Origin of the sequence: Mesorhizobium album (assembly GCF_033977205.1) — a bacterium.
Classification (GTDB): Bacteria; Pseudomonadota; Alphaproteobacteria; order Rhizobiales; family Rhizobiaceae; genus Mesorhizobium; species Mesorhizobium album.
The window spans coordinates 1-17472 of sequence record NZ_JAVIIW010000005.1 but is presented as its reverse complement, the minus strand read 5'-3'; the positions used below and the strand labels follow the sequence as shown (position 1 = coordinate 17472).

Sequence of the window (17472 nt, the reverse complement as noted above, 5' to 3'; positions counted from 1 at the left end):
CCAAGCTCGGGGGAAACGCATGGCGGGCTATGCGGCGAAGGTGAGGGCGGATATCGTCCGCTGGCGGGATGCGGGCCTGATCGATGCGCCGACCGCCCAAGCATTGACGCGCGATGTGGCCGCGAACGAACGAGCATCGCTGAGCTTCGGCTCGATCCTGGCGATGATGGCCGCGCTTCTGTTCGGAGCCGCGATCCTGATCTTCGTCGCCGCCAACTGGGAAGCAATTCCACGGCTGGCGCGCGTGGCGGCGCTGTTTGCCGTCATCCTCGGCGGCTATGTCGGCGGCGCCGTTCTGAAGGCGCGCGATCACGCCGCGATCGGCGAGGCGCTATGGATCGTCGCCGCAGCGAGTTTCGGCGGATCGATCGCGCTGATCGGCCAGATGTACCACCTGTCGGGCGACGAGGCTTCGGCGCTGGTGACCTGGGGCGCCGGCACGGCGCTGGCGGCGGTCGCGCTGCGCTCCAGCCCGCTCACCGTGGCGGCGGTCGGTATCGCCGACGGCTGGTTATTCATGAAAGGGTTCGGTTACTACTGGCATGCGGGGTTTCCGCATTTCTTCGTCGCCATGGCGATCGTTCTGTTCGCCATCTCGTTCTGGACGCGCAGCCGGCCGGCGCGCCACTTCATCATCCTGTCGCTGATCTTCTATCTTGTTCTTCTAGCCCTCGACCACAACACGCTGCGGGTCGCCATCCCGGTGGTCGCAGGCTCGGCGGCGCTGTTCGCTGCCAGCGTCTTCGCCGCAGGGCCGGTCGACAGGGTCCTGCAGCTTGGCGGCCGGCTGCCGTTACACGCGCTGCTCGGCTTCCTGACGGGCCTGGCGATCATCCAGTTCGAACTGGCGGATCAAAGCATCTACAACGGCGGCTTTGCCATCGCCTCGATCGTCGCGTTGGCCGGCATCGTCGCGGCGATCATGCTGGCGGGGCGTGAGAGCCGCGGGCTGCGCTGGCTGGCCTATGCCGGCTTCGCTTTCGAACTTGCGATCATCTACAGCGTCACCTTGCAGTCGATGCTTGACACGGCCGGCTTTTTCCTCGCCGCGGCCGTGCTGCTCGGCATCCTGGCGCTGCTCATCATCCACATTGAAAAACGCATGAGGGCGGCCACCGGAGGAGCTGCGGCATGAGCGGCAAAAGACTGATCATCTCGGCGCTCGTGCTGGCGCTTGTCCAGATCGGCTTCCTCAGCTGGATCATCGCCGGGCGCGCGGCGATCCTGCGCAACGGCAAGGAGGTTCTGCTCAAGGTCCAGCCCATCGATCCGCGCGATCTGCTGCGTGGCGACTATATTTCGGTCAACAACAGCCTATCGCGGATCCCGGTGAAGCTGATCGCCAACATCCCGCCAGGCAAGTTCTCAAGCGACGACACCCCGATAGTGGTGCGGTTGAAGAAAGGCGCGGATGCCTATTGGCTGCCGACGGCGGCATGGTTTGGTCAGGCGCCGACGCCGGCCACTGCGGATGAAGCCGATATAGTTGGGCACCTCGCCGAGGGCTGGGACCTGCGCTCGCCCGACATGACGATCGCGCCGGAATACGGCATCGACCGCTTCTATGTTCCGGAAGGCGAAGGGATGGCGATACAGAACGACATGCGCGTGCGGCCGTTCGGCATCAAGCTAGCGCTCTCGGCCAATGGCGCGGCGCAGATCAAGGCGCTGATGGATGGCGAAACGACGCTGTTCGAGGAGCCGCTTTACTAAGAGGCATAGGGCCTTGGCATCAGCCCAACAAGTGCGCGTTGACGATGGTCCCGGCTATCGCTGAACGTCGCCTGTCTCGGCGATAATTTTGGGATAGGGACCAATCAATATCGTATAGCTAAAGTTCGATACGCCTTTTTCCTGTTTGTGGATCGAGGGGCTGCGCACAACCCAGTCATAGACGCCTGAGACCACGCAGCGATCGTTATCGCAAGCGACCGTAATGCTGTCATTGCGTACGTTATATCCGCGTTCAGGCCATCGCTGGTAATAGTGCCTCTTGTCCTGAATGATCGAGCTTAGGTTCGTCAACTTGCCATAATAGTCGACCGTGGGAGCGTAGGACGCCTGAACTTGAGCAAGAGCGAAATCGTTGTTGTCGCCATGATGCTCGATGAGATCCCTGACGAAGGCGACCGCAACGCTTTCCGGCTGTCGCCTGGCGTCGGGTGCAGGAGCAGGCACGGGCGCAGGATTTGGCGTCGTTGACATCTGCGATGTACCTGCGGGCGATTGGTTCGCTGCGGCATTGGTGACTCGCAACTCTGCCATTTCGCTGGCCGATAGGTACCTTATGTCATGCTTGTCATAGCTCGAAGCCAATTCCATCAGCTTGGGATCCACTCCCATCTCGACTACATAGGATATGATTGCGGCCGTTCCGAGCTGGACACGGGTGTTCGCTTCTTCGGTGGACATCCCGTCAGCCGGTTTGAAGGACGCCCGATGAACGCCGATAGAACCTGGTTCGGCAACACGGTGGACGCCACCCAAGAAGGCCAGTGAGCAGGCTGAAGCGCACTGCAATTGGCGAACCTGAAGCGTATCCAACCCTGCCGCGCGGATCATACGCCCCAACCTGATCGCACTGCCGACGTTGCCGCCGGGGGAGTTGAATACGATCACCCTGGCCCCGCTGCTTACAACCGCGTTGCTAAAGGCGTTCAGGGGTTCATTGGCGCCAAATTCGCCGGAGACGACAAGCATTGGCTGCCGGCCCTGAGAGGAAGCCGGAGTGTACTCTAAAGCCTCAACCTGACATGTCGCTGCCGCAACAACTGACCCAACCCCCAGAACTAGAGAAACTACGCGCACAGCCTGACAGAGCCCCAACCCGCCTGCTGCAAGTAAGGACCTGTTAACGGGCTATTTCAAGTGCATCGGATACGCAAAAGCGGATTGTCTCCGCGAGCATAGGGGCCTTGCTTGCGCCGCCAGGAGTTGATGGCTCCGGTCCTTCCCTGCCAAGGCTTCGGAGAGGCCCCTTTGTCCACTGATCTTCAGGTGGCCTGCCACCCGAGGCTCATTGGAGCGAAGGGTGGTGCGGATGAAGGGACTCGAACCCCCACGCCTTTCGGCACTGGAACCTAAATCCAGGGCGTCTACCAATTCCGCCACATCCGCGTTCCCCGGCAATCCCATGTAGCCATCATTCTGTCAATGTCGGGGTCCAGATGGGTCGGGTCCAAATGGCCATTATCGCCTGATCGCGAAGATGGTTGAAAATTAGCCTAGCCTGTGACAAAAGGCGTGTCGAATGTGACGGGACGCGACTATCCGCTTCTGCAGAATGTAAAAAGAAGTAGGAAAAACAAAGACTTCTTCACATTTTGGGAAGTGCAGTTCAGGAGGGTTTGAGCCGCTAAGCGGTCAAATCACCGGGTTCCGTACAGAAAGCCATTTCCGGCAAGATTATCCGGCAGGCTGTGAGCGGTTAAGACCGTTTGGCAGCCTCATTGGTGAAAACAAAGGTTTTAGGATGCAGGTCACCGAAACGCTCAACTCCGGTCTCAAGCGTGAGATCAAGATCACCGTGCCGGCCGGTGACATGGAAGCCAAGCTGATGGCGCGGCTGAACGATGCCCGCGACAAGGTGCGGATCAACGGCTTCCGCCCGGGCAAGGTGCCGGTGCAGCACCTGCGCAAGATGTACGGCAAGTCGTTCATGGCCGAGGTCGTCAACGAGATCCTCAACGACTCGACCCGTTCGATCATCTCGGGCCGCGGCGAGAAGGCCGCCATGCAGCCCGAAGTGATCATGACCGAGGACGAGAAGGAAGCCGAGAAGATCCTGGCCGGCGGCGCCGACTTCGAATTCCGCCTCAATTACGAGGTTATCCCGGCGATCGAGATCAAGGATTTCTCCGACATCAAGGTGAAGCGCCAAGTCTACGACGTGCCGGAATCGGAAGTCGACGACCAGGTGAAGCGCGTCGCCGAATCGGCCCGCAGCTACGAGCCCAAGGACGGCAAGGCCGCCGAAGGCGACCGCGTGAGCATCGACTATCTCGGCAAGATCGGCGGCGAGGCCTTTGCAGGCGGCGCCGGTACCGACCAGCCGCTGGTTCTCGGCTCGAAGGAGTTCATTCCAGGCTTCGAGGACCAGTTGATCGGCACCAAGGCCGGCGAGGAGAAGCAGATCACCGTCACCTTCCCGGAGAACTACCAGGCGGCGCATCTGGCCGGCAAGGAAGCCACCTTTGACGTCACCGTCAAGGAAGTGGCGAAGCCCGGCGCGCTCGAAATCAATGACGAGACCGCCAAGAATCTCGGCCTGGAATCGCTCGAGCGCCTGCGCGATATCGTGCGCGGCCAGATCGAGAACCAGTTCGGCTCGATGACCCGCCAGAAGGTGAAGCGCCAGCTGCTCGACCAGCTCGATGCCGCCTATTCCTTCGAAGCACCGTCGAAGCTCGTCGAGGCCGAGTTCAACAACATCTGGGCGCAGGTCAACCGCGACCTCGAAGCTGCCGGCCGCACCTTCGCCGACGAGGAGACGACGGAAGAAGAGGCGCGCGCCGAATATATGCGTCTTGCCGAGCGCCGCGTGCGTCTCGGCCTGGTTCTCGCCGAGATCGGCGAGAAGGCCGGTGTCACGGTGTCTGACGAAGAGCTGCAGCGCGGCCTGTTCGAGCAGGTTCGCCGCTTCCCGGCCAACCAGCAGCAGGAGGCCTTCGAGTTCTACCGCAGCAACCCCGAGGCGATCAATTCGCTGCGGGCGCCGATGTTCGAGGAGAAGGTTGTCGACTACCTGCTCGGCCAAATCTCGGTCGACGACGTCAAGGTCAGCAAGGAAGAGCTGATGGCTGACGACGAGGAGGCGGAGACCGCGACCAAGGCGAAGCCGGCGAAGAAGGCCGCAGCGAAGAAGGCCGAGGCCAAGGCAAGCGAAGCTGCCGACGAGGCCGAAGAGCCCAAGAAGAAAGCCGCGCCGAAGAAGAAGGCCGCCAAGGACGCCGAGTAAAGACGGCTCGATTACCTGATTTTCGAAAGGCCGCCTTCGGGCGGCCTTTTTCGTAGCTGTCCTTGTTGTTGCCGCGCGGCAACACAACCGGCTTCGGATGAATGCCCGCCGCTGGCGATACCGAACGTTGATGATTATCTGCGCGGTATAGCATTTGGCAGGTCGTTTGGAGGCATCGGTGGGGCTGGCGTTCAAGATGAGAGACGTGGTTGCCGCCGCGACGCTCTTGCTTGCCACGGCCGTCGGCGCGGCTGAGGCCGGTCCCGATTTCGGCAACTGGCGTGTCAACGGCGGCAGTGACGGCCAGGTCACGGCATCGCTCTACGCCACCAATAAGTTGATCACCGGCGGCGGGGCGCTGGGCTACAGCCCGGTGCTGACGCTGGCCTGTCGGCACGACGGCGAACCGCGCTGGAGCGAATGGCTTCAGCTCAACGATTCCGTCTCCGCCAGCCGCAAGATCACCATGTCGGTCATGGTCGACCGCGGCGGCGAATTCGATGAAAGCTGGTCTGTCGGCTCGCGCGGCAAAATGCTGGTCAGGGATGGGGCCGATGGCATCAAGCGGCTGGTTTCGGCAAACCGGCTGTTGCTGTCATGGCGCTTCGGTCTGCTGTCCGGACGCGGCGAGGCGGATTTCGAACTTGCCGGACTGTCCGAGGCGATCGGACAGATGGCCGCAAGCTGCAACACCGATCCGCCGTGACTGTCGGCATACGGCCTTAGGCGCGTCGCGTCGAAACGGATTCGGGCGACGCGCTTAGGTCTTTGTTTTGGTGCATGTCGTTCTCCCAAAACCGCTGCGCAATTTTGGGCGACAGCATTAAACCTTCGCAAAAGCTGGCTTTTTCTACCCAGCGAGCCGATTCTGTGGTATGTAGATGCCGCAATTCCACTGAAGGGACGCGGATATTCCGCTCTGCCGTGCAGGCTGCGCCAGCGGAGCTGGTGCGGTGCGGACTGTCCGACGCAAACGACGATCAGGGAGGAAATGCCATGCGTGCAATCGCGTTTTTCATCGTCTCGTCTGCAACGATCTTCATCGCAAGCCCATCGCAGGCGCAGGATGCCGCCGCAGGCGAGAAGGTGTTCGCCAAATGCAAGGTCTGCCACATTGCCGACCAGGACCAAAACAAGGTCGGCCCGTCTCTGCACGGCGTCATCGGGCGCACCGCGGGCACACATCCCGGTTTCACTTATTCCACAGCCATGATCGAAGCGGGAAAATCCGGCATCAAATGGGACGAGCCCACGCTGACAAAGTACCTTCACGATCCCAAGGCGATGGTCAAAGGGACGAAGATGGCGTTTCCCGGCCTCAAGAACGATCAGGACATAGCCAACGTCATCGCTTACCTGAAACAGTTCTCCAAGTAAGCGGGTCGTTCTAGGCCCTGTCGTTGGTCGCCGGCTCGCCCCGAGGGTGGCCGGCAACTGCGCTGCTGAAATATCGCGCCCAGCACCGTCACGCCGGCAGGGCAAAGAATCCCAACACCAGCAGAATAGCTATGCCAAGGCCGAGTATGAGAAGCGTCCGCGTGTCCATGACGTTCACCTTCGACCGGGCGCATGACTCCGAAAATCGAGAAAGGGTCATGCGCCAATCAAAGTGATTCAGCGTACTTAGCGCGCCCCAAAGAGCGAGCAGCGCTGTACAAGAATACCGCAAAATGGCTTCTGGAACCAGCATGCAGCTCTGGTCGGCCACCGCGCCCCGTTCCAATGGAAGACGACAAATCGGGCTTTGCGCTAATCGGCCCATTCGCCGCGATCGGCCTCTACGAGATCAGCCGCAGACGGAAGCCAGGCTCGATTCGTCCTGGCGCCACGCATTCGAGGTCAGGCACTCCCCGGCGCTGCCGGCCATCGCCGCGGTCGGGATCATGCTGTTTACGATCTTCATCGCATGGCTTTTGACCGCCAAGCTCTTCTACGGGCACCTGTTCGGTCCCGAGCCGCCGGCGTCGCTGTCGAGCTTCATAGCGGAGATATTCGCCACCGGACGCGGCTGGACGCTGATCGTGCTGGGCCACGCCATAGGGTTCGCATTCGCCGTGGTGGTGCTGTGCACCACCGTGGTCGCTTTCCCGCTGCTGCTCGATCGCGACGTCGGCGCCTACGAAGCCATCCACACTTCGGTGCGCGTGGTCCTGGCCAACCCGATCGTGATGGCCGTCTGGGGGCTTGTCGTCGCCATTGGGCTGATCACCGGCTCGCTGCCCGTGTTCGCGGGACTGACGGTAAACGGCCATGCCACCTGGCATCTATACCGCAAGGTTGTCGAGCCGCCGGCCGCCCACTGACCGGCGAACTGACCGAACCTTTCCACGGCGCACCACTCAGAAGGCCGGGTGGCTGAACCGCCCTTGACGCGCGCCCGTAGTCAGGTCACGGAAATCCTTGCCGCTGACATGCACAAGCGTCTTGTGGTCGCCGCCTTCGAAATAGATATCGGCGGCATCGCGCAGGCTTTCGTCCAGGATGACCGGCACATCGTAGGCCGCGCCGATCGGCGGTATGGCGCCGATGTCGCAATCATCGAAGAGCGATACCACCTCGTCCTCGGAAGCGAGCCCGAGGCGCTTGTCCATGACGTCCTGGAGCTTGCTGAGTTCGATCCTGTGGGTGCTTGGGACCACGGCCAGCGCATAGCCGAGCTCATGGTGAACGACCACGGATTTCGCCATGATGCTGCCGGGCACATGCGCGGCAATGGCGGCCTGCCTGCTGGTGGCAGTCCGATGATGCGCGACGGTGTCGTACGGGATTCCCTTGCCGTCGATAAAATCCCTCAGTTTGTTTGCTATCGTCATTTTTCGCGTCCTTTGCTTGAGTTCACGACGCATACGCCAAAACCAAAAATGAACCGGCGGCCTGTTATTTCAAGGCACCGGCCCCGGCCATTTCCGGCTGGTCATGCTGCGGATGGATTCGAATCGCGTGTCAGGGGCCGGGCCCGAAAAACGCGATACGGGTCAGCAGCGTATAGTCGGCCTCGAAGACCATCATCGTCACGAAGACCAGCACCAGTATCGGCGGCAGGATGATCGCATACATCATCGCCAGCCGCTCCCAGGCCATGTGCATGAAGACGGCGACGATCAATCCTGCCTTGAGCATCATGAAGATCAGGATCAGCGACCATCTGAGATAGCCGTGGATGCCGAAATAGTCGACCAGGTAGGAGCAGGTGCTGAGGATGAACAACCATGCCCAGACCACCAGATAAAGCTTGATCGGGTGTTCCTGATGCGTGTCCGCCTTGGCGACGGCCGCCGCATCATGGACGGCGTGGTGCAGTGCGTGTTGTCCGAGACCGTTTGCGGTTGCTTCAGCCATATCTGCCTCTCACCAAAGATAGAAGAAGGCGAAGATGAATACCCAGACCAGGTCGACGAAGTGCCAGTAGAGTCCCATGATCTCGACATTCTCGTAACGGCCCCGGCGGCTGGTGAAAAACCCAGGCCGGCCGATGTCGAAATCGCCGCGCCAGACCTTTCGCGCGATGATGATGAGGAAGATGACCCCGATCGTCACGTGCGTGCCATGGAAGCCGGTGATCATGAAAAAACATGAGCCGAACTGTGCGGCCCCCCAGGGATTGCCCCAGGGCCGCACCCCTTCGGTGATCAGCTTGGTCCACTCGAAGGCCTGCATGCCGACGAAGGTTGCGCCGAGCGCGGCGGTCAAAAGCATCAGGATTGCGGTTTTGCGGCGGTCGCGGCGGTAGCCGAAATTGACCGCCATGGCCATGGTTCCACTGCTCGAGATCAGCACGAAGGTCATGATGGCGATGAGGATGAGCGGGATTTCCGTACCGCCGATGCGAAGGGCAAAGACCTCGCTCGGGTTCGGCCAGGGCACGCGCGTGGACATGCGCGCCGTCATGTAGGAGAGCAGGAAGCAGCCGAAGATGAAGGTGTCGCTGAGCAGGAAGATCCACATCATGGCCTTGCCCCAGGACACGTTCTTGAACGCGCGCTGATCCGAGGCCCAGTCGGCGGCAATTCCCCGCCAGCCCTCGGGGCGATTCAACTGGCCGGTATGCGTCAGTGTCGTCTCAGCCATCGGCTGCCTCCTAGGTCAGCAATTGCCGGCAAATGTCGATGAACGTCGCGGCCCAGCCGGCGAGCAGGGCAAAGATGGCCAGCCAGACGAAAAGCAGGAAATGCCAATACATGGCGCAGAGCTCGACGCTGAGGCGAAGCCGCTCCGGCCGCGCCCCGCTCCAGGCGCCGATGCTGGTCCTGCCAAGGCCGACCAGACCGCCCAGTATGTGCAGGCCATGCATTCCGGTGATCAGATAGAAGAAGCTGTTTGCCGGGTTGGAGGCCAACAGGTAGCCGTCTTCGGTAAGCTGCCGCCATGCCATCAGCTGACCGGTCACGAAGGCGAGGGCGGTCAGCCCGGCCGTCGCAAGACCGAGCTTCACCATGTCCATCTGGCCTCTGCGCGCGGCGATCACAGCGCATTGCAGCGCGACGCTGCTCAGCGCCAGCACGCCGCTGTTCAGCCAAAGCAGGCGCGGCAGCGGCAGAGGCCGCCAGTCCGGCAGGCCCATGCGCATGAAATAGGCGCTGGTGAACAGCGAGAACAGGCAGCCGACGACGGCGAGAAAGACGCCGAGGCCGATCTTGGCAGTGGGCAACGCCGACCGGTCGAGGCCGACGAAATCCTCGGCCAGGCCTTGCTCAAGCCACGGCTTGGCCGTCAGCCCCTGATGTGAAAGCCACCATCCGGAAAAGCCGGCGATGACGAGCAGGAATACCAGGATGACGCTCATGCCGGCGGCTCCCTGGAAGGGCCGAGGCCGAAGGAGCCCGGCACGTTCTGCGGGATGAAGTCTTCCTTGGCCCCTGGCACGCTGTAGTCATAGGCCCAGCGATAGACGATCGGCAGTTCCTTGCCGAAATTGCCGTGCGCCGGCGGCGTCTGGGGTGTCTGCCATTCCAGCGTCGTTGCCCGCCACGGGTTGCCGCCGGCCTCGCGGCCATGACGAATGCTCCAGATCAGGTTGAACAGGAACACCATCTGCGCGAAGCCGACGATGAAGGCCATGATGCTGATGAACGAGTTCAGATGGTGGGCCGATTCCGTCATGATATTCATGTCGGTCAGTTCGGCGTAACGCCGCGGGACGCCCATCAGGCCGAGATAGTGCATGGGGAAGAAGATCAGGTAGGCGCCGAGGAAGGTCACCCAGAAGTGGAAGCGGCCGAGTGTCTCGTCGAGCATCCGCCCGGTGACCTTCGGATACCAGTGATAGATGGCCCCGAAGATCACCAGGATCGGCGCGACGCCCATGACCATGTGGAAATGGGCGACGACGAACATCGTGTCCGACAGCGGCACGTCGACAACGACGTTGCCGAGGAACAGCCCGGTCAAGCCGCCATTGATAAAGGTGACGATGAAGGCGAGCGCGAAAAGCATCGGTATGGTGAGGTGGATGTCGCCGCGCCACAGCGTCAGCACCCAGTTATAGACCTTGATCGCGGTCGGCACGGCAATGATCAAGGTCGTGGTGGCAAAGAAGAATCCGAAATAGGGATTCATGCCGCTGACATACATGTGGTGCGCCCAGACCACGAAGCTCAGGGCGCCGATGGCGATGATGGCCCACACCATCATGCGGTAGCCGAAGATGTTCTTGCGCGCATGCGTGCTGATCAGGTCCGACACGATGCCGAAGGCCGGCAGCGCCACGATGTAGACCTCCGGGTGGCCGAAGAACCAGAACAGATGCTGGAAAAGGATCGGGCTGCCGCCATTGTGCTGCAACTGCGCGCCCATCTCGACGATCGCCGGCATGAAGAAGGACGTACCGAGCACCCGGTCAAGCAGCATCATCACACAAGCGACGAACAGCGCCGGGAAGGCGAGCAGCGCCATGACGGTGGCGGTGAAGATGCCCCAGACGGTGAGCGGCAGGCGCATCAAGGTCATGCCACGCGTGCGGCCCTGCAGCACCGTCACCACATAGTTCAGGCCGCCCATGGTGAAGCCGATGATGAACAGGATGAGCGAGGAGAGCATCAGGACGATGCCCCAGTCCTGGCCGCCCGGTGTTCCGGACATGATGGCCTGCGGCGGATAGAGCGTCCAGCCGGCGCCGGTCGGTCCGCCCGGCGCAAAGAAGCTCGACACCAGAACAAGCACGGCGAGCAGATAGACCCAGTAGCTCAGCATGTTGACATAGGGAAAGACCATGTCGCGGGCGCCGACCATCAGCGGGATGAGGTAATTGCCGAAGCCGCCGAGGAAGAGCGCGGTGAGCAGGTAGATCACCATGATCATGCCGTGCACGGTGATGAACTGGTAGTAGGCCTCCGGAGTAATGAAGTCGAACGTGCCGGGAAAGCCGAGTTGCAGGCGCATCAGCCAGGACAGCACCAGCGCCACAAGGCCGATCGCCGTCGCCGTCGCCGAGTACTGGACAGCAATGACCTTCGCGTCCTGCGAGAAGACGTATTTCGTCCACCAGCTATGCGGATGGTAGAGCTCCACTTCCCCGACTTCGGCGGGTGGAACGGCATCTGCAGGTGTGACGTCGACCATGGAAGCACCTCCGTGCCCAGTTCAGCGGGCCTCGAGCGTTTCGAGTTTTGCCGCGACGTCCAAACCGGACGCCATCGTCTTTGCTGGCGGTTGGTTCGCCGAACCTGTCTGCTTGGGTGCCGACAATTGCGCAAAAGTCTGCTGCTGGCCGAGCCAGGCCAGATAGTCCTGCTCGGTGTCGACCACGACCACGCCGTGCATAAGCGGGTGCCCCTGACCGCACAGCTCGGCGCACAGGACCTGGAAGGTTCCGGTCCTGGTCGGGGTGAACCAGAAATAGGTGACCGATCCCGGGATCATGTCCATCTTTGCGCGAAATTCCGGGATGAAGAAATCGTGCAGGACATCGATCGAACGCAGCAGCACCTTGACCGGTTTGCCAACCTGCAGATGCAAATCGGCGGCCTCGACCAAGATGTCGTCCTGGCCGTTGGGATCCTTGGGGGCGACGCCCAGCGGATTGTCAGCGGTCACGTCGCGGGTATCCGAGGTGCCCAGCTTGCCGTCCTTGCCCGGCAGGCGAAAGCTCCACTGCCATTGCTGGGCGACGACCTCGACCTCGGTCGCATCGCTTGGAACAGTGACGAAGCGGCTCCAGACGAACAGGCCGGGAACGAGCAAGGCGGTGACGCCGGCCGCGGTGACGACCATCAGCCACGTTTCGAGGCGCTTGTTCTCCGGTTCGTATGCCGCGCGATTGCCCTCCCGATGCCGGAAGCGGAAGACGCAATAAGCCATGAAGAGGACGACAGCGGAAAAGACTGTGCCGGTGATCCAGAAGGTGATGATGAGGGTGTGGTCGATATAGTCCCAGTTCGAGGCAATAGGCGTCCACCACCATGGGCTCAGGAAGTGGAACAACACCGAGCCCACAACGATTAAAACGAGTACAAGCACAATGGCCATGTCCCGTTCCTCCCGGCATTCCAGGGAACGCGAAGCATTCGGGAATGCTAGAGCGCATCATGCTCGATTTCCGGCTGAAATTCCAGAGCCGACTGTCTGGCCGACTATGTGATGGGCAAGACGTTGCTCTTTGCCGCCAGGCCTTCGGGCATCGGACGAGGTTAGATCAGCGGCAGGCCCTTCATCGAGGCGTTGCCCTTGCGGCCGATGATGATGCGGTCATGCACGCTGATACCGAGGAGCTTCGCCGTATTGATGATCTGCCTGGTCATCTCGATGTCTGCACGAGAGGGGGCCGGTTCGCCGGAAGCAAGAAGCGGTCCTTTGCTTAGCACTCGTCCGAGCAAGCGCGGCCGAATGAACCAAAACCCTGTTGCTGCTCACTCCTCTTTAAAGGCGTGAGCAAAACTGTCGGCAACCGGTTGGAAAAGATATTCGAGCAGGGTTCGCCTGCCGGTAACGACGGAGACGTCCACCGGCATTCCTGGATATAGCTTTACCTGCGGAAGCTTCTTGAGCTCATCGGCGCCCACCTCGACGGTTGCCTTGAAAAACGTCGCTCCGCTGCGCTCGTCGACCTCGGCGTCGGCCGAAACACGGGTAACGTCGCCCTCCACCGTGGGGGTGATCCTCTGCTTATACGCCACGAGACGCACCGTCGCCGGCAGACCAGGGCGAACGACATCGATGTCCAGCGGCTGGATCTTCACGTCCAGCACCATCTTGTCCTGCACGGGAACGAGGTCGAGAATAGGACCGCCCGCAGCCACAACTCCGCCCGGCGTGAAGTAGCGAAGGTTCATCACCACGCCATCCTCCGGCGCGACGACATCCCGGCGCGCGGCCCGCGCGCCGGTCTTCTGAAGCGCCTTTTCGAGCTCGGAGCGTTTGGTCTGAACGTCACGCAGATCCTCGGCGGCCTTCTTGATATACGAGAGCCGGCCATTGTCGATCTGCGCGTCTGCCTCAGCCACCTGCTGTCGCAGGCTTTCTATGCTCGCGCGGTTCGAGTCAGCCTCGCCCTGAGCGGCGATGATCTGCCGCTCGAGCTGGAGCACACGGGACTTCACGCCATAGCCCTTCTTGAGAAGTGTGCGGGCGTCCGCCAGCTCTTCCCGCAGAGACGGCAACTGGATCTCGAAGGCCGCAACTCTCGCGGCGAGCGCCGACATCTGGGCCTGGTACTGGGCGATCCGCTGCTGCCAGACCTCGACCTCAGACGCCTGCACCTTGGCCTGATCCCGGAAGATGCGCTCCTGTCCGGCCATGGCCTCGGCAACGGCCGGCTCGCTTCGCCTGGACGACAAGTCCGCCGGGAAGGGAATTGTGCCCAGGCCGTCGCGCTGCGCCATCAGGCGGGCTTCGCTGGCGAGCGCGGAGTCGAGCTCGCCGCGCACGGCATCGCGATCGGACTCCGCGTCGAGCCCATCGAGGCGGACCAGTGTCTGGCCCTGCTTGACCGCATCTCCCTCGCGGACCAGGATTTCCCGGATGATGCCGCCCTCCAGGTGCTGTACGGTCTTGCGGTTGCTGTCGACCTTCACTACACCCGGCGCGACCGCCGCACTGGTCAGCGGCGCTGTCGCCGCCCAAAGGCCGAAACAGCCGAACAACAGACCGATTACGGTCAGACCACCGAACACGTGGGCCCTTATCGCCGGCCAGGCGGGCGGCGAGGGCGGCATTTCCAACGACAGGGCAGCTTCCGTCATGATCCGGTCCTTTCGGAGCTCACGACCCGGACCTGCGGCGCGGCAGACTGCTGCTCTGGACGGCGCAGCTGCGCCAGCACGCCGTCGCGCGGGCCGAACATCTGCGGCTGGCCTTCGTTAAGGACCAGAACGCAATCAACGTTCACCATCAGTGACGGGCGGTGGGCAACGATCACCACCGTCGAGCCTGCCTCCTTCATCGCGGCAATCGCCTGGTTCAACGCTTCCTCCCCGACGGCATCGAGGTTGGAGTTCGGCTCGTCCAAAACCACCAGCGCCGGACGGTGATAGAGCGCCCTGGCAAGGCCGATGCGCTGGCGCTGCCCACCGGAGAGCACCGAGCCCTGTTCGCCGATCTCGGTATCGTATCCCTCGGCGAGCTTGAGGATCATCTCGTGCACGCCGGCCATCCGCGCGGCGGCCACGACCTCGGCCGGATCGCCTTGTTCCATGCGGGCAATGTTCTCGCGGACAGTGCCTGGAAAGAGTTCGACGTCCTGGGGCAGATACCCGACGTAGGAGCCGAAATCGGCCCGGTTCCAGGCAAACACATCGACCCCGTCGAGCCGCACCTGGCCGTGCTGTGGCGAAGCCATCCCGACGATCAGCCGGGCCAGCGTCGACTTGCCGGCGGCCGATGGCCCGATCACCGCAAGCACCTGGCCTGCCGGCACGACGAAGGAGAGGTTCCTCAAGACTGGCGCCTTGGCACCAGCGGGCGTAAAGGTCACGGCTTCGACCGAAAGCTGTCCCTGCGGCCGGGGCAATTCCATCCCCGGCGGGCGCAGCGACGGAGTCTCGAACAGCCGGTCTAGCCGACCCCAGGCCTCGCGCGCGGCGGTGGTCTGCTTCCAGGTGGCGATGGCCTGCTCGACCGGGGCGAGCGCGCGCGACATGATGATCGAGGACGCGATCATGGCGCCGGGCGAGACCTCGTGGCGCAGCGACAGCCAGGCGCCGAGCCCCAGCACCGCGACCTGCAGGAACATCCGGAACGGCTTGGTGAAGGCATTGATCAGCCCCGCGCGGTCGCTGGCGATCGTCTGCAGCGCCAGCACGGAGGCATTGGCAGCGTCCCAGCGCCTGGCGAGCACGCCGACCATGCCCATCCCCTCGACCACTTCGGCGTTGCGGAACCCGGCATCCGCCGCCTGGTAGGCGCGCGCCGAAGTCGCATTGGCCAGCTTGAGCGTGCCCGCCGTCAGCGCATTGTTGGCGAGCGCGAGGCCGAACAGGATGACGGCGCCGCTTAGCGCCAGAAGCCCGAGCAGCGGATGCAGCAGAAAGATGAAGGCGAGATAGAGCGGCATCCACGGCGCGTCGAACAGCGCCATGATGCCGCCGCCGCCGAGATAGCCGCGCAGCGTGGCGAGGTCGCGCAACGCCTCGGTGCGGTAAGAGGAGCCGCGCAAGGCGTTTTCGAGCCCACGGCCCAGCACCTGCGGCGACAGCACGCGGTCGATCCAGGTGCCAAGCTGTACCAGCAGCCGCGAGCGGAAGAATTCCAGCGCGCCCATCGCAGCGAGCGCCGCCGCCGCGATCAGCGTCAAATAGACGAGCGTCTCGACGCTTCGGCCGGGCAGCACGCGGTCATAGACCTGTAGCATGTAGATCGAGGTCGAAAGCACCAGCAGGTTGATGACGAAGCTGAACCCCGCCACCGCGGCGAAACCGCCGCGGCAACGGGAGAGCGTGTGCTTGAGGGGAGATAGGCCCTGCGTCATCTTAACTGCCGTCCTCGGTCACTCTTCATGCTTGTCAGGCGTGCAAGTTGAAGTCGCTGGCACTGAGCGTGGAGACCCCCATCAGGTGGATTTCGATGATATGAGCTCCGCCCGCCACGCTTTCGGTCGAGCTTCCGGTATTGGCATAAACGATCGTGTTGCCACTCCCATCGCTCTGCCAGGCAACGGTATGAGCGGCCAGGTTTCCACCAGAGACCGTGCTGGTTGTCGTTAGGCCAAGGGCGTTCGCAAAGTCGATGAAGTCGTGCCCTGTCGACCCCGTCCCGTGCTGGAAATCGAGGATGGTGTCGAAGGCCGCCTGGGTTGAATCGCTTACCGCCTCGAATCGGAAATGGTCATCCCCGGCTCCGCCGCTCAACCAGTCCGCGCCGCCAAGGCCCTTGATCGTGTCATTGCCGCTTCCGCCGAAGATGTAGTCGACGCCGCTGGAGCCAGTCAGCCCGTCGGTACCGGCTCGACCGTCCGCGATGTTGGGATTTGTGCTGCTGAGAACGATGCCGACATCATTCCCGTTTGCGCCGCTGCTGCCGTCGCCGATCCATACGTTGAAAGTTTGCGGCGACGAAGAAGCAGCATGATTGTCGGCCGCAGTGACGGTGAGCGTCCCGTTCAGTGTCTGCCCCGTAGGCACGTTGACAATCAGTGAGCCGTTGCTGGAAACGGAGACCGAGCCACTGCTGTTGAGGCCGGGCGTGAAAGTGCTCGTGAATGTGACGGTGTCCTGAGCATCGGGATCCGTCGAAACAAACGAGCCTAGGCTTGGACTCTGTCCATCCGGCGAGGGCGTCGAGCTCGGGACGAAAACCGGAGCGCTCGGCGCATGGTTGGGCACAGGCTCGTCAGCTCCATTCACCGTGATGTCGATCACGTGGTCCGTGCCGTCCACCGACGTCACATGGATCTGATCGTGCGGATGGTCCGCGGACGTCAGGGCCTGAACGTTGGCGGCGGCATTGTTGAGCGTGTAAACCCAGTTTCCAGTGGCATCGATGGTCAGCGAGCCGTAAGTGCCCGCAATCGGATTGCTGCCGTCGTGCACCTGGAACGAACTCTGGCCCGCGTCGGGGTCGTTGATCGTCAGCGCGCCGTTTGCGGTCAGCACGGCATCTTCGGTCACTGAACCGCTACTGGCGCCGCCGATCACCGCCGCATCGTTGGCGCCGGTGATGGTGAGCTGGGCGGTCTGCGCCACCGCCGCGCCGTGCTCGTCGACCACGTCGTAGCTCAGGTTGAGCACCGCGTTCTCGCCCTGCTTGAGCGCATCATAGGCGTTCGGATCGACATGCAGCGTGTGGCCGTCGGCATCGAGCGTCAGTCCGGCCGGCAGCGGGGCGGTCAGATTGGCGATGTGCAGCACCGCGTCGTGGTCGACATCGGCGGCGTTGGTGAGCAGGTCGATCGTGTAGGCGGCGGCGTCTTCCGAGGCCGTCGAGGTGACCGCCGCCGACACCGTCGGCGCATCGTTGGCGCCGGTGATGGTGAACTGGGCGGTCTGCGCCACCGCCGCGCCGTGCTCGTCGACCACGTCGTAGCTCAGGTTGAGCACCGCGTTCTCGCCCTGCTTGAGCGCATCATAGGCGTTCGGATCGACATG

Annotated in this window: 16 protein-coding genes, 1 tRNA gene and 2 pseudogenes; 6 read left to right on the top strand and 13 right to left on the bottom strand. The window is 62.4% G+C overall.

The genetic code is table 11. The features are described 5' to 3' along the window. Positions 1–19: 19 nt before the first annotated feature. Together RFN28_RS05720 and RFN28_RS05715 are read left to right on the top strand one after the other, a co-directional pair. Positions 20–1135, top strand: a complete 1116-nt coding sequence (locus tag RFN28_RS05720) for a DUF2157 domain-containing protein (protein ID WP_320286408.1) — start codon at positions 20–22, stop codon at positions 1133–1135. Beyond that, positions 1132–1713 (top strand): GDYXXLXY domain-containing protein, encoded by a 582-nt coding sequence (locus RFN28_RS05715; RefSeq protein ID WP_320286407.1) that lies wholly within the window; start codon positions 1132–1134, stop codon positions 1711–1713. The genes RFN28_RS05720 and RFN28_RS05715 overlap by 4 nt, the downstream gene beginning before the upstream one ends. Positions 1714–1767: 54 nt before the next feature. On the opposite strand, the gene RFN28_RS05710 is transcribed toward RFN28_RS05715, so the two are convergent. Beyond that, positions 1768–2700, bottom strand: a complete 933-nt coding sequence (locus RFN28_RS05710) for a COG3904 family protein (RefSeq protein WP_320286406.1) — start codon at positions 2698–2700, stop codon at positions 1768–1770. 332 nt (positions 2701–3032) lie between these two features. Next, positions 3033–3117: transfer RNA gene (locus RFN28_RS05705), tRNA-Leu, on the bottom strand. A gap of 355 nt (positions 3118–3472) precedes the next feature. On the opposite strand from RFN28_RS05705, the gene tig reads away from it, so the two are divergent. The 3 genes from tig (at position 3473) to RFN28_RS05690 (ending at position 6334) form a co-directional block, all read left to right on the top strand. Beyond that, positions 3473–4957, top strand: a complete 1485-nt coding sequence (gene tig / locus RFN28_RS05700; protein WP_320286405.1) for a trigger factor — start codon at positions 3473–3475, stop codon at positions 4955–4957. A gap of 196 nt (positions 4958–5153) precedes the next feature. Beyond that, positions 5154–5663, top strand: coding sequence for a hypothetical protein (locus RFN28_RS05695; protein WP_320286404.1), 510 nt, complete (start codon positions 5154–5156; stop codon positions 5661–5663). Positions 5664–5953: 290 nt separating this feature from the next. Continuing rightward, positions 5954–6334: a c-type cytochrome gene (locus RFN28_RS05690; RefSeq protein ID WP_320286588.1), complete on the top strand. Its 381-nt coding sequence runs from the start codon at positions 5954–5956 to the stop codon at positions 6332–6334. Between the two features lie 88 nt (positions 6335–6422). On the opposite strand, the gene RFN28_RS05685 is transcribed toward RFN28_RS05690, so the two are convergent. Then, positions 6423–6665 (bottom strand): hypothetical protein, encoded by a 243-nt coding sequence (locus tag RFN28_RS05685; protein WP_320286403.1) that lies wholly within the window; start codon positions 6663–6665, stop codon positions 6423–6425. Between the two features lie 29 nt (positions 6666–6694). On the opposite strand from RFN28_RS05685, the pseudogene RFN28_RS05680 reads away from it, so the two are divergent. After that, a pseudogene (locus RFN28_RS05680) lies at positions 6695–7260 on the top strand (DUF2189 domain-containing protein); the annotation flags it as partial. Between the two features lie 36 nt (positions 7261–7296). On the opposite strand, the gene RFN28_RS05675 reads toward RFN28_RS05680, so the two are convergent. The 10 genes and pseudogenes from RFN28_RS05675 to RFN28_RS05630 all read right to left on the bottom strand — a co-directional run. After that, on the bottom strand, positions 7297–7770 hold the full coding sequence (locus tag RFN28_RS05675; protein WP_320286402.1) for an aminoacyl-tRNA deacylase: 474 nt from the start codon (positions 7768–7770) through the stop codon (positions 7297–7299). A gap of 130 nt (positions 7771–7900) precedes the next feature. Then, on the bottom strand, positions 7901–8296 hold the full coding sequence (locus RFN28_RS05670) for a cytochrome C oxidase subunit IV family protein (RefSeq protein ID WP_320286401.1): 396 nt from the start codon (positions 8294–8296) through the stop codon (positions 7901–7903). Positions 8297–8305: 9 nt separating this feature from the next. Beyond that, positions 8306–9025 (bottom strand): heme-copper oxidase subunit III family protein, encoded by a 720-nt coding sequence (locus tag RFN28_RS05665; protein WP_320286400.1) that lies wholly within the window; start codon positions 9023–9025, stop codon positions 8306–8308. Positions 9026–9035: 10 nt separating this feature from the next. Beyond that, entirely contained in the window at positions 9036–9740 is a 705-nt protein-coding gene (locus RFN28_RS05660; RefSeq protein WP_320286399.1) for a cytochrome c oxidase subunit 3, read from the bottom strand. Next, a complete protein-coding gene (gene ctaD, locus RFN28_RS05655) occupies positions 9737–11515 on the bottom strand; it encodes a cytochrome c oxidase subunit I (RefSeq protein WP_320286398.1) in 1779 nt (592 codons plus the stop codon). Before ctaD ends, RFN28_RS05660 begins: the two co-directional genes overlap by 4 nt. Positions 11516–11536: 21 nt before the next feature. After that, positions 11537–12421 carry a cytochrome c oxidase subunit II gene (locus tag RFN28_RS05650; protein ID WP_320286397.1) on the bottom strand — a complete coding sequence of 295 codons (885 nt, stop codon included), beginning with the start codon at positions 12419–12421 and terminating at the stop codon, positions 11537–11539. Between the two features lie 161 nt (positions 12422–12582). Then, a pseudogene (locus tag RFN28_RS05645) lies at positions 12583–12729 on the bottom strand (JAB domain-containing protein); the annotation flags it as partial. A 72-nt stretch (positions 12730–12801) separates the two neighbouring features. Next, positions 12802–14133, bottom strand: a complete 1332-nt coding sequence (locus RFN28_RS05640) for an HlyD family type I secretion periplasmic adaptor subunit (RefSeq protein ID WP_320286396.1) — start codon at positions 14131–14133, stop codon at positions 12802–12804. Then, the gene (locus RFN28_RS05635) at positions 14130–15857 is read right to left on the bottom strand and encodes a type I secretion system permease/ATPase (RefSeq protein WP_320286395.1); all 1728 of its coding nucleotides are present in this window, start codon (positions 15855–15857) and stop codon (positions 14130–14132) included. The genes RFN28_RS05640 and RFN28_RS05635 overlap by 4 nt, the downstream gene beginning before the upstream one ends. A gap of 34 nt (positions 15858–15891) precedes the next feature. Beyond that, the coding region (locus RFN28_RS05630; RefSeq protein ID WP_320286394.1) for a VCBS domain-containing protein at positions 15892–17472 on the bottom strand (1581 nt) is incomplete at its 5' end.

Bases quoted from the DNA above. Each gene is read 5' to 3' on its own strand.
- RFN28_RS05720 (WP_320286408.1), top strand. From the start codon at position 20: ATGGCGGGCTATGCGGCGAAGGTGAGGGCGGATATCGTCCGCTGGCGG.
- RFN28_RS05715 (WP_320286407.1), top strand. From the start codon at position 1,132: ATGAGCGGCAAAAGACTGATCATCTCGGCGCTCGTGCTGGCGCTTGTC.
- RFN28_RS05710 (WP_320286406.1), bottom strand. From the start codon at position 2,700: ATGCTTGTCGTCTCCGGCGAATTTGGCGCCAATGAACCCCTGAACGCC.
- tig (WP_320286405.1), top strand. From the start codon at position 3,473: ATGCAGGTCACCGAAACGCTCAACTCCGGTCTCAAGCGTGAGATCAAG.
- RFN28_RS05695 (WP_320286404.1), top strand. From the start codon at position 5,154: ATGAGAGACGTGGTTGCCGCCGCGACGCTCTTGCTTGCCACGGCCGTC.
- RFN28_RS05690 (WP_320286588.1), top strand. From the start codon at position 5,954: ATGCGTGCAATCGCGTTTTTCATCGTCTCGTCTGCAACGATCTTCATC.
- RFN28_RS05675 (WP_320286402.1), bottom strand. From the start codon at position 7,770: ATGACGATAGCAAACAAACTGAGGGATTTTATCGACGGCAAGGGAATC.
- RFN28_RS05670 (WP_320286401.1), bottom strand. From the start codon at position 8,296: ATGGCTGAAGCAACCGCAAACGGTCTCGGACAACACGCACTGCACCAC.
- RFN28_RS05665 (WP_320286400.1), bottom strand. From the start codon at position 9,025: ATGGCTGAGACGACACTGACGCATACCGGCCAGTTGAATCGCCCCGAG.
- RFN28_RS05660 (WP_320286399.1), bottom strand. From the start codon at position 9,740: ATGAGCGTCATCCTGGTATTCCTGCTCGTCATCGCCGGCTTTTCCGGA.
- ctaD (WP_320286398.1), bottom strand. From the start codon at position 11,515: ATGGTCGACGTCACACCTGCAGATGCCGTTCCACCCGCCGAAGTCGGG.
- RFN28_RS05650 (WP_320286397.1), bottom strand. From the start codon at position 12,421: ATGGCCATTGTGCTTGTACTCGTTTTAATCGTTGTGGGCTCGGTGTTG.
- RFN28_RS05640 (WP_320286396.1), bottom strand. From the start codon at position 14,133: ATGACGGAAGCTGCCCTGTCGTTGGAAATGCCGCCCTCGCCGCCCGCC.
- RFN28_RS05635 (WP_320286395.1), bottom strand. From the start codon at position 15,857: ATGACGCAGGGCCTATCTCCCCTCAAGCACACGCTCTCCCGTTGCCGC.